10 protein-coding genes are annotated in these 13137 nt (G+C 71.7%); 8 read left to right on the forward strand and 2 right to left on the reverse strand.

The genetic code is table 11. The features are described 5' to 3' along the window. Nucleotides 1-636: 636 nt before the first annotated feature. Entirely contained in the window at nucleotides 637-1434 is a 798-nt protein-coding gene (locus tag F0L17_RS26000; RefSeq protein WP_238421041.1) for a DUF6008 family protein, read from the forward strand. Between the two features lie 2023 nt (nucleotides 1435-3457). On the opposite strand, the gene F0L17_RS26010 is transcribed toward F0L17_RS26000, so the two are convergent. Then, nucleotides 3458-4393 (reverse strand): ScbA/BarX family gamma-butyrolactone biosynthesis protein, encoded by a 936-nt coding sequence (locus tag F0L17_RS26010; RefSeq protein ID WP_155074210.1) that lies wholly within the window; start codon nucleotides 4391-4393, stop codon nucleotides 3458-3460. A gap of 115 nt (nucleotides 4394-4508) precedes the next feature. Here F0L17_RS26010 and F0L17_RS26015 point away from each other — a divergent pair, with 115 nt between their 5' ends. Beyond that, nucleotides 4509-5135, forward strand: coding sequence for a ScbR family autoregulator-binding transcription factor (locus tag F0L17_RS26015; protein WP_155074211.1), 627 nt, complete (start codon nucleotides 4509-4511; stop codon nucleotides 5133-5135). Continuing rightward, on the forward strand, nucleotides 5132-6109 hold the full coding sequence (locus tag F0L17_RS26020; RefSeq protein WP_155074212.1) for an NAD-dependent epimerase/dehydratase family protein: 978 nt from the start codon (nucleotides 5132-5134) through the stop codon (nucleotides 6107-6109). The genes F0L17_RS26015 and F0L17_RS26020 overlap by 4 nt, the downstream gene beginning before the upstream one ends. A 51-nt stretch (nucleotides 6110-6160) precedes the next feature. On the opposite strand, the gene F0L17_RS26025 is transcribed toward F0L17_RS26020, so the two are convergent. Continuing rightward, nucleotides 6161-6802, reverse strand: coding sequence for a ScbR family autoregulator-binding transcription factor (locus F0L17_RS26025; RefSeq protein ID WP_155074213.1), 642 nt, complete (start codon nucleotides 6800-6802; stop codon nucleotides 6161-6163). 475 nt (nucleotides 6803-7277) lie between these two features. Between F0L17_RS26025 and F0L17_RS26030 the strand changes: the two genes are divergently transcribed. The 5 genes from F0L17_RS26030 to F0L17_RS26050 all read left to right on the forward strand — a co-directional run bounded on the left by F0L17_RS26030 (nucleotide 7278) and on the right by F0L17_RS26050 (nucleotide 13133). Then, complete coding sequence (locus tag F0L17_RS26030; protein WP_155074214.1) at nucleotides 7278-8474, forward strand: IS701 family transposase; 1197 nt, start codon at nucleotides 7278-7280, stop codon at nucleotides 8472-8474. A gap of 89 nt (nucleotides 8475-8563) precedes the next feature. Beyond that, nucleotides 8564-9007, forward strand: coding sequence for a winged helix-turn-helix transcriptional regulator (locus tag F0L17_RS26035; protein ID WP_155074215.1), 444 nt, complete (start codon nucleotides 8564-8566; stop codon nucleotides 9005-9007). 161 nt (nucleotides 9008-9168) lie between these two features. Beyond that, nucleotides 9169-10149, forward strand: a complete 981-nt coding sequence (locus F0L17_RS26040; protein ID WP_338018290.1) for a DUF1702 family protein — start codon at nucleotides 9169-9171, stop codon at nucleotides 10147-10149. 93 nt (nucleotides 10150-10242) lie between these two features. After that, nucleotides 10243-11229, forward strand: coding sequence for a DUF1702 family protein (locus tag F0L17_RS26045; protein WP_155074217.1), 987 nt, complete (start codon nucleotides 10243-10245; stop codon nucleotides 11227-11229). A gap of 56 nt (nucleotides 11230-11285) precedes the next feature. Continuing rightward, nucleotides 11286-13133, forward strand: coding sequence for a CRTAC1 family protein (locus F0L17_RS26050; protein ID WP_155074301.1), 1848 nt, complete (start codon nucleotides 11286-11288; stop codon nucleotides 13131-13133). Nucleotides 13134-13137 lie beyond the last annotated feature (4 nt).

Genomic DNA, 13137 nt, shown 5'->3' on the forward strand with positions numbered 1-13137 from the left:
CCTCCCCCCGGGGGTCGGCCACTGCTCGCTTCGCTCACAGCGGGCTGGAGGGCCTGTGTGGCGGGGTGGGGGTTCCGCTGCGCTCCACCCCCGGAACACCCCCTCATGAGGCGGAAGTGGCCAACCGTCAGCGGTTGCGCGGTGGGCAAGAGTTGGGCCCGCTGCGCGGGCGGCCGGCTATAGCGGAAAAGGACAGTGCGGGGTGACCGCGAGCGTGACGGTCAGTCACGGGGCGAAGAACAGGGCGGGTTGACGGGTTCCTCACATACAGAGATGCATCGCTGTGTAGAAACTGGAGAATACCCTTTCCTCGGTCGAGCCTGTCGTTTTCCTCCGGGCCGGTCCGCTCCCGTTGTTCATCGGGTTCGCCGGATGTCGAGCCCGCTGTTCCGGCAAGGACACATCGGAAATCGGATTCCAACCTGGGAGTTCGAAGACCCAAGGTGTGGTCGTTCAAGGAAGGAAGGAGGAGCGCACGGTGGGAGTGGTCCTTGCCGAAGGCCCGTTCCTAGCGTGGCGGCTGGGGCACGTTACCCGCGCCGTTCCGACGCGGGTGTGAGGGTCGTCTGTCACCGGAGAGAGGGAGGACCTGTGGATCATCCGCCGGGAACATCGGAAGCAATCGGCATGCCGGGAATGGGGATGTCGGTATCCACCGTGGACACGGTGGGAGCCGTCTTCATCATCCTCTGGACCGTCGCGATGTGGTCGGCCGTCGCCGTACTGGCCTGGGCCAACCGGGGGCCGGTGCGCTCCTGGGTGCACCGCACCGCCGTCGGTCTGATCGTGGTGGGAGCGGTCGGCCAGCTCGGTCACTTCCAGGAGCACGTGGCCCAGGCCGGTTACTGGGTCCTCCATCCGAACTCGCCGGCCTGGATGACCCCGTGGGGGGACAGCATGGCCCGCGGGCTGGGCCGGATCGACATGACCAAACCGTCGCTGGGCATGGAGATCCTGCACTTGGCGGGCAACTTCATCTTCCTCGCCGGGCTGGTCGGGATCATGCAGATCACCCGGCGGTCCGCCCGGTACCTGAAGTCCCGCAAGTGCGCCCGGATGGGGGTGTGGATGCAGGGAATCCACGGTCTGGAACACGCGGTGCTGACCGTGTCCGTGGCGCTGGGGGCCGACCGTGCCGTCGGCCTGTCCACCTGGTTCGGGACGATCGAGCCCGGTCCGGCGCTGACGACCTACCGCGTGTGGTGGCACTTCGTGGCCAACCTGGTCGGCACGAGCATCCTCGTGCTCTCCCTCTACCATCTGTGGCGCGAGAGGCGCAGTGTCCGGGCGGACTACGAGCCGGGCGGCACGGCGGAGGAGTCCGCGCGCTCCGGCGCCGAGCCCACCGGGCGGCCACTGCCCGGCCCCGGCGCGGAGCCCTGCACGGCGACGGCCCCCGTGCGGGAGACGGCCCTGACCGGAGGGACCGGGTAGCGCGCCGGTCCCGCGGCTCCGGGATTCGCGTACCGCGAAGGCCGTGAGTCCCGGGCGACGCGGTGCGGTGCCGGCTGCCGCGGAGGCGCGCTCGCGCGCACGCTCCCGCGGGGGGCGGCGGCTTCAGCCGCCGCCCGGCAACGCCAGCACAGGCCGTGCGGCGTCACGCGGCCACAGCTCTTCCCCCCGCTTCCCGGACACACCCCCACGGGTGGGCCGGGCACGGCGGCTCCTGCCGCGCCGAGGCGGCAGTCCCGGCAGACTCCCGAACCGCCCGGCAGGTGGGGGCGTTCGCATTCGGGGCAGTGCGGGGCGGGGAGGCCGGGGGAAGTGGGCCGTCGGGCGGGTGTGGAGGGGCCGGGTCGGTCCCCGCGGCGGGCGGCGGCCGCCTCCGCACAGGCCCGGCACCCTTCTCCGGTCGACCACAGCGTCCCGGACTCGCAGTCGGGGTTGCGGCATCCCCAGCGGGGGAGGGCGACGCCCAGGAGCCAGCCGCCGGGGTCCCGGATGTCGTCCGGGGGCAGGAGGGCCAGACGGGACGCCAGACGGGCCCGCAGCCGGTCGATGCCGGTGCCGTCGTCGAGTTGGCGGCCGATCTCCCGGCCCACGCGGCGTTGCAGGTAGGCGTTCGTCCGGAGTAACTGCGGCCGAACGGGGTCCAGTACGGCGTGGACCCTGGCGCTGAAGGTCAGTCGCGGTCCGGAGTACGGGGATCGGGGCTTCCCGGTGGAAGGAGCCGCCGTCGCGCTGCCCGGACGCGGCAGCGTCCGGGGCGTGTCCGCCGCCTTGTCCACCGGTACCTCGCCTGCGGCGGGTGACAGGGACGTGCGTTCGTCATCGAGTCGGTCAGTTCTGGTGTCTTCCTTGCACATGAGCGATGCCTCACCGGTGCGGTGACCCGATCCGTCGTCGGGACGGGGTGTCGAATCGCGGGACGGGACGTGTTCCGGTGTCGCCCCGGGACCGGAGTGGACGACGAAGTGGTGCCGTCCGCGCGGACCCGACCGGCGGTCCACCGTGATCCATCCGCTCGCCGCCAGTTTGTCGACGACCCGTCCCGCGGCGTCGGCCGAGATCGGCAGGCCCGCCAGTCGGCCGGAGCGGTGGCGCAGGTATCCGGCGAGTTCGCGCTCGGTCAGCGAGATCTTCCGTGCGGTGGCGTAGGCGATCACGGCGTAGGCGCGCAGCAGCCGGGGCCTGAGGCATTCGCTCGCCGCCACCGGCAGCCACACGAACCGCTCGTGCGCCTCCATCGGGCGTACCTGCCGTCGTGCCGTGGTGCCGCGGCCGCCGGGCAGGGAGCGGCGTCTGCTGTGCGGGAGTTCCACGACGCCGTCCGGAGCCTCGGTGCGCAGCTGGGTGATTCCGCGCTCGACGGTCGACTTCGAGAGGTTGAGGTACCGGGCGATCCCGGCGACCCCGGCTGTGCACGCCTCGGGACGCTGCCCGAGGGCCTTGATCTTGATGTAGACGTTCAGGGCCGCGTCCGCGTAGAAGGGGGACTCCACCAACCGCATGGGCACCTTGACGCGCTGCCGGCAGGTGCGGGGAAGGGGGGCGGCCGATGGCGCCGGTGGGTGTGGTGTCGTGTGCCGGGCGCGGCCGGCACAGGAGTGGCCGGGGGTGTTCTCCGGTCCGCGGGCGTGGCAAGGCTGGAAAAGCCGGAAATTATGCTCCACGATGTGGGGATCTCCGTGCGGGAGGCATGGCGAAGTCGTCGTACGGCTTCGTGATTCGGGCGAGACGCCTGTGTCGGCGTGTTCCGGGGTGGCACCCGGAGCGGGTTCTTCACTCGCCGGGGGGCAACCCGGCGGATGGCGGATACGGCCGCGAGCCCGGTGGTGGCACACCGGGCTCGGCCGACGACGGCGGTACCGGGCGCGAGGCGGCCGCCTGACGTGGTGTCCGTTCTCCTTTTCTCTTCCTTCTCCGTGGTGGCGGAGTCCTGCGGGTGTGGCGGGCCGGTCGGCGTGGGCCGACCGGCCTGTGCGGCGGACACCGCCGGGGGGCGGTCGGGTACCGGTCAGACGGTGGCCATCTCGGCGGTCGCGGTGAAGGCGAAGCTGCCCCGCTGGAGGGCGTTGACGCGCACGGACCTGCGGCCGCCGGGTGCCTTGGGTTCCGTCTCGGCCTCGATCCAGCACGGTTCGTCGAACTCCACGTAGCGCCTGAAGGAGACGTCCATCGCGGTCGGCACCATCGCTCCGGCGGAGGGTCCCAGGGCGTGGGCCGCTTGACGCACGGCCTCCAGCAGGAGCATGCCGGGTACGTGGTCGACGGGGTGGTCGAAGAGGACGGGGTGCGTGGTGTCGACGCGCAGTTGCCAGCGCCAGTCCTCGGCGGTGGGGGAGAGGACCACGTCCTGGGGCCTGGTGCGCCCTGCCACCTCCCCGGCGACGGGAGGTGCGGGTGCCGGGGCGTCGGCGAACATGCGGGCCGCGTCGCACCGGCCGGATCGGAGGCGTTCGTAGACGCGTGGGGAGTGCAGGCCGAAGGCGATGGTGGCCACCGCCAGCAGGGAGCCGTCGCGAGCGGCCTCGATGTGCATGGTCATCGAGGCGGGCAGGGACCGGTGGTAGCGGATGTCGGTGCACGCCACGTGCAGGTCGATCTCGGCGGGTGTGTTCTCCACGTGGAGGACCTGGGCGTTGACGGCGTACTGCAGGCGGGACCAGCTGAGCTGGTAGCCGAACGGGGTCTCGTACGCGGTGTGGGCGAGCAGCAGGCCGCTCTGCCGGAACGTCTCGCAGAGCAGCAGCGGGTCGTGCACACCGTGCTCGGAGGTGTAGAAGCTGTGGCTGCGCGGCCACTGGGCAGTGACCGTGAAGGTGTCCTGGCCGACTTCGTCCCACCCCGTCAGGAACACCTCGGAGAACGCGGCCCGGTGCACGTACTCTCTGGCCACGGTGGTGGTCAGGGCAGGTCTCACGGAGACGGAGCGTTCTTCGGTGGTAAGCATGCCTCTCCCCTAGGACGTGCGTACGTGGCGCCCCCCGCGCTACCCGTCGGAGGGGGCTGACCTGTAAAATAAGGGTGTTCGTTTTTTTTGTCGAGGGAGAGATTGAGGTCGCCGGATGAGCGAACCGAAGCAGGAACGGGCGGTGAAGACGAGGGAAGCGATTCTCCACGCTGCGGCGGAAGTCTTCGACGAGTACGGGTACAGCGGTGCCAGCATCAGCAAGATCATGGAACGCGCCGGGGTGACCCAGGGCGGGATGTACTTCCACTTCAAGTCGAAGAAGTCACTCGCCCACGCCGTCATCGCCAGTCAGCAGGAGTTCGTCCAGTTCCCCGCCGGCGAGCCCGGACTGCAGCGGTTGGTCGACCTGACGTTCCACCTGGCCCGGGCACTGCAGACCAACGTCCTGGTCCGCGCGAGCGTCCGCCTCTCGGTCGAGCAGGGCGAGATGGGACTGCGCGACGACACTCCCTACCGGGAATGGGTGGAACAGCTCTACGTGCACCTGTGCGCGGCGCGCGAGCGTGGCGAGCTCCTGCCCGACGTGGACGAGGAGGAGTTCGCCAAGGTGCTCGTGGGCGCCTACAGCGGCACCCAGCTGTACTCGAACATCTCCACCGGCCGGGAGGACCTGATGGAGCGCGTCGCCATGCTGTGGCACTACCTCCTGCCCGGGTTGGCCCCCGCGCACGTGAGGGCGAAGGTCCGGGTGGGCCCCCAGGAGGAAGGGCTGGCCGCTTGAGGGCGCCGCGGGTCGCGGTCACGGGAGCCACCGGGTTCACCGGCACGGCCGTGCTGCGGTCGCTGGCGCTCCGGCGGGAGGCCGCCGGGGACCGGCTCGTCGTCCGCGCGGTGGGACGGCGGCCTCCCGCCGACGCGGCGGCCGCCGACGAGTGGTTCCCGGCCGACCTGGCGGAGCCCGGCACGCTGGGCGGCGCGTGCGAGGACGCGGACGTGCTGGTGCACCTCGGTGTCTCGCTCGATCCGGACCCGTCGCGGTGCGACGCGGTCAACGACCGGGGGACCGCCGCGGTGATGGCGGAGGCGGAGCGGGCCGGGGTCCGCAGGATCGTGCACCTGTCCACGGCGGCGGTCTACGGTCCCGGCCCCCACCGCGGCATCGCGGTGGGGGAGGTCGAGCCCGCCCCCGTCTCCGCGGTCAGCCGGTCCCGGCTCGCCGGGGAACGGCACGCCCTCGCGGCCGGCGCGACCGTGCTGCGTCCGGGGCTGGTGGTGGGTCGAGGGGACCGGTGGGTCGTCCCCACGCTGGCCGAGCTGCTGGCCGCGGTCCCCGCGGTGTGGGACGGCGGGCGGGCCCTGCTCTCCCTGGTCGACGTCCAGGACCTCGCGCGCCTGATCGTCGGCTTCGGTCTCACCAGGCGGCCGATCCCCGCGGCGGTGCGCCACGCCGGCCATCCCGTCCCGGTGCGCTGCGGCGACCTCCTGACGGTGTTGGCGGGGCACGGGGTGCTGCCGGCGGTCGCGGGGGAGTTGCCCTGGAGCGAGTGCGTGCGTGCGCTGGAGGCGTCCGGCAGCGCGGTGAGCGTGCGTCAGATGTCGCTCGTCGCGCTCGACCACTGGTACGACAGCGCGGACACCTGGCGCGTCGCGGAATGCGAGCCGGGTCCGGGCCCTCTGGCGCGGCTGGGGGAGGCCGCGGCCTGGTACCGCTCGGTCACGGCCGCAGGGGCCGACGGCACCCGCGGGGCGGGGTGAGGGGACCGGGTGGTGTCGGCCGTGGACGCACCACCCGGCAGGGGTCGTCCGTCAGGGGCCGTCCGTCGCGGTACCCGTCGCGGGGACGGGGTTCCCGGAGGCGGAGACGCCCGTCAGTGCCAGGCGCCACACGCGTTCCAGCCGGCCGACGGCGCTCTGGTGGCCGGTGTCCGGCTCGGGTCCGGTGTCGCGCCGCTCGCGTGTGTAGGCCTCGGCTCCACTCGTGAGGTGCTCCACCAGTGTCGCGACGTCCGCCGGCAGCGCGCCCTCACGGAGTTGCCCGGACCGGTGCGCCTCGTCCAGCAGTTTCCGCACGGTCGGCAGCCAACTGTCCGACCACGCCGGGGTGGCGGGCCGTTCCCGCGCGAGGCGGACGGCCGAGCGCACCGACACGTTCTCCTCCATCAGGCGGGCGAGTTCGAGGGTGAGGTCGATGATGACGCGCAGGGCGGGCGTCTGCTGTCCCGTGACGCGCTCCAAGGCGGCCTGCGTGACCTCCCAGCCCTCCCTCAGGACGGCGTCCGCCAGATCGGCCTTGGTGGAGAAGTGGAAGGTCAGTGCCCCCACCGACATACCCGCGGCCTTGCTGACCTGGGACAGTGACGTGCCCTCGTAGCCGCCGCGGTCGAACGCGTCCGCGGCGGCCCTGAGCACGGTGGCGCGTGTCCGTAGAGCTCTCTCCTGCTTCACCATGCCGACTCCGAATGGGCACTCGCCGATGGGCGCACGGGGTGTGGTCCCCTGCTACAACGCACCGTTCTGATTTCCCCACAGTGGTCCGCTTTTCACGTTGGGTGAAAACCCTCCTCCTCCTCGGAGAGGCCGGGCAATACCGAGTTGCCCAAGATGCAACGGGTCCGCAGGACGGCACTCCGGGGCGTCTTCCACCGCGGCGACCTGCGTGTGAGCGCGCCGTTGCCGCTCATGGGCGGCGTACGGGCGGCGTGCGGGCGCGCCGGCGGACAGGACGGAGGGCGGCTCGTCTCGTCACACCGCGCCACCTCCACCGGGACTCGGCCGGGGCCCGGCGGGGTACGGCGGGGTGCGGCGCGGGGCGCGAGTTGGCGAAGTAGCGGACCGACTCCCCGGAGTCGCAAAAAAAAGAGGGTGTTCGCTATTCTTTTGACGTGCGCCAGCTTCCGGCCCGCCACAGGGAGGGGACCACGTCATGACCACGCACGCCTTGACGGACACCCGGGGCCCGGTGTCCGTGTTCGCCGACAGGGTCTTCGGGCACCTGCCGCGGACCGACCAGCGCCGGTGGGCGCGTGCCTACCTGCAGGGCCTGCTCGCCACTTCGGGCAAGAAGTCGGTGCGGCGCATCGCCGCCGCCTTCTCGGACTCGCCCACGGCGTCCCAGTCGCTGCACCAGTTCGTCAACGCCAGCCCGTGGGACTGGATCCCCGCCCGGGAGGAGTTGATGCGCTGGGCCGAGCACCGCGTGCGGCCTCAGGCCTGGACCGTGGACCTGGCGGTGCTGCGCAAACGGGGGGAGCACTCCTGCGGCGTGCACCGGCGCTTCGTGCCGTCCACCGGACGCTCGGTCACCTGTCAGGTGGGCGTCGGCGCCTTCCTCGCCGCGTCCGACGCGGTCGTTCCGGTCGACTGGCGCCTGCTGCTGCCCGGCTCCTGGGCCAAGGATCCGCAGCGTCGCCGGCGCGCCCGCATCCCGGACGACGTCGACGGCCGGCCGATCGAGCGGCACGTCCTGGACCTGGTCGACGCGCTGACCTCGGCCAGCCGCACGGCTCCCGTGCCGGTCGTGGCGGACCTGTCCACCTCCCCCGGCGCGGTCGGCCTGGTGCGCGGACTGGTCCTGCGCGACTGCGACTTCGTCGTCTCCGTGCCGGACGACTTCAAGGTCGTGCTCGGCCGCCATCTGAGGGTCCAGCGCCGCAGCGGCCCCGGCGAGCACGGCATGGCCCTCGCGGCACGCAGCCTCTTCCAGTTCGACGCGGGCGGGCTGTTCCAACTGGAGACGGTGCCCGCCGGCTCCGGGCACCGGCGCGGCACGACCGTCATGACCAGCGTCGTGCACCTGCCCATGGCGCTCCCCGCCGGTTCCCAACCGCTGCGCACCTACCAGTTGTTCACCGTGCGCTCCGCCGGGGACCGCCGGCCGCCCCGGCTGTGGCTGACCACCCTCACCCGCGCCAAGGCGGAGGAGAGGCTCGCGCTGGTGCGGACGCTGGCGCGGACGGCCGAGTCGGTGAGGCAGTTGGAGGAGGGCTTCGGCCTGCTCGACTTCGAGGGGCGTTCCTACCCCGGTTGGCACCATCACATGACGCTGGTGTCGGCGGCGTACGCCTACAGCCGGCTCGACGGCTCGGGAGTCCGGACGCGGCCGCTGACGGCCGCCGCCTGACCGGGCCAGGCCGTCGGTGCGTCGTGCACGGGCCCGCGACCTCACCGTCTCGGTCCCTTGAGAAAACGGTCCGACGCTAGGGTGAGCGGATGCTGAGACACACCTACGAGGGGCAGGACTGCAACTTGGCCCGGACCCTGGAGGTCGTCGGCGAGCGCTGGACCCTCCTGATCGTCCGCTCGGCACTGCTCGGCACCAAGCGCTTCGACGCGTTCCTGGAGCACCTGGACATCGCCCGGAACGTCCTGACCAAACGCCTCACCCGGCTCGTCGAGCACGGGATCATGGAACGGGTCCCCTACCAGGACAGGCCCGTGCGGTACGAGTACCGGCTCACCCCCTCGGGGCGCGATCTGACCCGGGCGGTCGTCGCGCTGATGCAGTGGGGCGACCGGAACCTGCCCCAGGAGGGCGGTCCTCCGCGCAGGGCCGACCACATCGGCTGTGACGGCACCGTCCACGTCGAACTCAGGTGTTCCGACTGCGGCCGCGAGGTGCGCGACGAGGAGGTGGAGGTGCGGCGGGTGCGTTGAACACGCCCGCGCGCCTGAACACCGCCCCACCGGGTCGAACGCAAGTGGGCCCCGGTCGAACACACGTCCCCTGCGCACGCCCGAAGATGCCCGGCGCGCCCGCGCCGCACCACGATGGGCCCTCCGCCGCCGACAGGGCGATCCGTGACAGGAGGGCGACCGTGGCATCCGTGCTGGGAGCGTTGCGCAGGCTGGCGATGGCTCCGTCCCTGGGGGAGGTGAGCTTCGCCGGGCGGGGCTTCGCGGTGGAGGCGACCGAGAGCACCCGGCGACTGGAGGCCATCCCGCAAGCGGTCGTCTGCGGCTTCGAGTGGGGCATCGAGGACCGCGATCCGGCCGACACCGAACGCCGCCTGGCCATGGTCGACCCCGAGGTCAGGGGGTTCGCCTACGAGGGCGCCACGATGGCCTGCGTCATCCGCGACGCGATGGGGCCGAACGGCCATCGCGCCCGGACCCTGATGGAGGGCGGCGGCAGGCCGCACGTCTTCCTCAACTACATCGGGATCGGCTTCGCCATGGCGCGCCTGCCACGGCCGCTGTGGCGCAAGGCCGTGCCCGCACCGACCGGACCCGGGCACTATCCGGCGATGAGCTGGCTGGCCGTGGACGGGTACGGCTTCGACCGCGCCTACTTCGACACCGGCCGCTGGATCGATGCGCAACGGGTGCCCCGGGCATACCCTTGGGAAGGCGATCCCGACTACTTCCTGCGCGCCGTCGACCAGGGCATCGGCCGGGCCCTGTGGTTCGTCCACGGCGGCCGCGCCGACCGCGTCTGCGCCGCCGTGCGCGCATTCGCCGACCGCCGCAGGGCGGACCTGTGGAGCGGCGTCGCGCTGGCCGCCACCTTCGCCGGCGGAAGCACCCCCGCGGGCCTCGCCGCGCTGCGTCACGAGGCCGGGGAGGACCGCGGCCACGTGGCCCAGGGGTCGGTGTTCGCCGCCAAGGCCCGTCACCACGCCGGTCATGTGCCCGAGCACACCCGTGTCGCCACCCGGGCGCTCGCCGGTCTCGACGTCGAGGCGGCCGCGGAGCTGGCCGACGACTGCGCGGTGACCCGGACCGGGGCGGGGGGCCCTCCAGCGTACGAACTGTGGCGCCGGAGCGTGCGCGAACGGCTGACCTCCACCGTGGTTTGAGCATTTACGGAGTAGACGCCCGTCCGCCATCCCTGGATAGATTCGAAATCACCCGGTAATTAAGGGAGTTTCCACGAGGGGCGGTTTACTGCGTTGTCCACGATCTTCGGCGCGCTACGGCGCCGCATTCTCACTCCTTCCGTTTCCGAAACAAAACTGGAAAAGCGCGGATTCCATCGGAAGAACCGTCGGGCCCAGGAACAGCTGGAGACGATCGGCCGGGTGTTCCTGGAGGGGTACGGCCACGCGGTCCGGGCACGGTCGGCCGCCGAGGCCGAGGAGTCGCTGGAGGCCGTCCCCCGCGCCTACCGCGGGTTCGCCTACGAAGGCGCCGGCATGGGGGCCGTCGTGCACGACGCGCTGCCGGGCCACAGCGGGAGGCTGGAGGGCCTCCTCGCCGGGAAGGGGCGCGACCACGTCTACATGGTCCACGTCGGCATCGGCTGGGCGATGGCCCGCCTGCCCAGGTTCCTGTGGCCCGACGTGGAGCGGACCGATCCGCTGCTGCGGTGGCTGATCCTGGACGGCTACGGCTTCCACCAGGCGTACTTCCACACCCGGTCCTACGTCCGCACGCCGCACGTCCGGCACCCCTTCAGCTGGGCGGGCGGACCGGACGACCACTCCGCCAAGGTGATCGACCAGGGCATCGGGCGGGCCCTGTGGTTCGTCGGCGGCACCGACGTCGACGTCGTCACGGACCTGATCGCCTCCTACCCCGAACACCGCCGCGGTGACCTGTACGCCGGCGCGGGGCTGGCCGCGACCTACGCCGGGGCCGCGGACGAGGAGGAGCTGCGCCGGTTCGCCGAGCGGGCCGGGAAGTACCGCTTCCAACTGGCCCAGGGCGCCGCCTTCGCCGCGGAGGCCCGCGACCGGGCGGGCACCACGATCGCACACACCCACCTGGCCACCCGCGTCCTGTGCGGCACGACGCCGGAGCGGGCGGCGCGGGTGTGCCTGGACCGCATGCCCGCCCCCGGCGACCACGGTGACGTTCCCGCCTACGAGAGGTGGCGCCGGGACATCGCCGCCGAACTCGCCTCCACAACGCTCTCCCGGAAAGGTGCCGACCTGTGAGAAAAGCAATCGGATGGCTGCGCAAGAATGCGGCGGGAGTCGCCGCGCTCACCCTCATGGTGGGCACTTTCTACGCGGTACGGCTTCCTGATACATCCGCTGCGGAAACCAGAGAGATGGCCGAGAATTTCTCGTTCGAATCGATGTCGGTCGCCATGCCGGCCGGATTCGAGAAGAAGGAGATACGCGAGGTCAACAAGGCGTACGAGCACATCGACGCCTGGATCTCCTCGGTCGGCGCCGGCATCGCCATGAACGACGTGGACGGTGACGGGCTGGCCAACGACCTGTGTGTCACCGACCCGCGCATCGACCAGGTCGTCGTGACGCCCTCACCGAACCGCGAGGACGCCTACCCGCCCTTCGCGCTCGACCCCGCCCCGCTGCCGGTCGGCGACACGATGGCGCCGATGGGGTGCGTGCCCGGCGACTTCGACGAGAACGGCGCCACCGATCTCCTCGTGTACTACTGGGGCCGCACCCCCATCGTCTTCCTCGCCCGGGACGGGAAGGACGAGCCCCTGACGGCCGCCTCCTTCAAGCCGACCGAACTGCTGCCCGGCAAGGCCGGCCCCCGGTACACCGGCCCGCTGTGGAACTCCAACGCCGCCGCCGTCGCCGACTTCGACGGCGACGGCCACGACGACATCTTCATCGGCAACTACTTCCCCGAGAGCCCGGTCCTGGACCCGTCCAAGGACGGCGACGTCGTGATGAACGACTCGCTCTCCCACGCCCAGAACGGCGGCGGCGGCCACTTCTTCCGCTGGACGGAGAACGGCTACGAGAAGACCGACGGCTCCCTGCCGCAGAACATCAGCCACGGCTGGACGCTCGGCGCGTCCGCCGCCGACCTCGACGGCGACCAGTTGCCGGAGCTGTTCCTGGCCCACGACTTCGGCACCTCCGCGCTGCTGCACAACACCTCCCGTCCCGGCCGGATCGAGTTCACCGAGGTCAAGTCCGTCCACTCGGGCACCGTGCCCAAGTCCAAGGAGATCGGACGCAGCTCCTTCAAGGGCATGGGCATCGACTTCGGCGACCTGGACAACGACGGCCTGTACGACATGTTCGTCAGCAACATCACCACCTCGTTCGGCATCCAGGAGTCCAACTTCGCCTTCATCGGCACGGCCGACAGCAGGGCCGAGGTGAGGGCCCGTCTGGAGGACGGCGAGGCCCCCTTCAAGGACGAGAGCACCGGTCTCGGCCTCGCCTGGTCCGGTTGGGGCTGGGACGTGAAGACGGCCGACTTCGACAACGACGGCGTGCTGGAGATCGCCCAGGCCCTCGGCTTCGTCAAGGGCAAGGAGAACCGCTGGCCGCAGCTGCAGGAGCTGGCCACCGCCAACGACGCGCTGGTCTCCGACCCCCGGTGGTGGCCCAACGTCCGGCAGGGTGACGACCTCGCCGGGAGCCAGACCATGCGGCTGTTCGCCAAGGGGAAGGACGGCAGGTACGTCGATCTGTCCCCCGCGCTCGGCCTCGCCGTCCCCGTCCCCAGCCGGGGCATCGCCACCGGCGACGTCGACGGCGACGGGCGCCTCGACCTCGCGGTCGCCCACCAGTGGGGCGAGCCGAGGTTCTACCACAACGTCAGCGAGGACACCGGCGCCCACCTCGGACTGAAGCTCACCCGCGAGTCCGGCTCGCCGGCGGTCGGCGCGGAGGTCCGCGTCACCCTGCCCGACGGCACCGAGCGCATCGGTCGCGTCGACGGCGGCGGCGGCCACTCCGGCAAGCGCAGCTCCGAAGTGCACATCGGCCTCGGCGAGGACGTCCGGGGACCGGTCGACGTCCGGCTGACCTGGCGGGACCACACCGGCGACGTACACGAGCAGCGGCTGCGGCTCGCCCCCGGCCGCCACAGCATCCAGCTCGGCACCCAGGCCAAGGAGAAGTGACACC

The sequence above is a fragment of the Streptomyces taklimakanensis genome, from assembly GCF_009709575.1.
In the GTDB taxonomy this organism is placed as follows: domain Bacteria; phylum Actinomycetota; class Actinomycetes; order Streptomycetales; family Streptomycetaceae; genus Streptomyces; species Streptomyces taklimakanensis.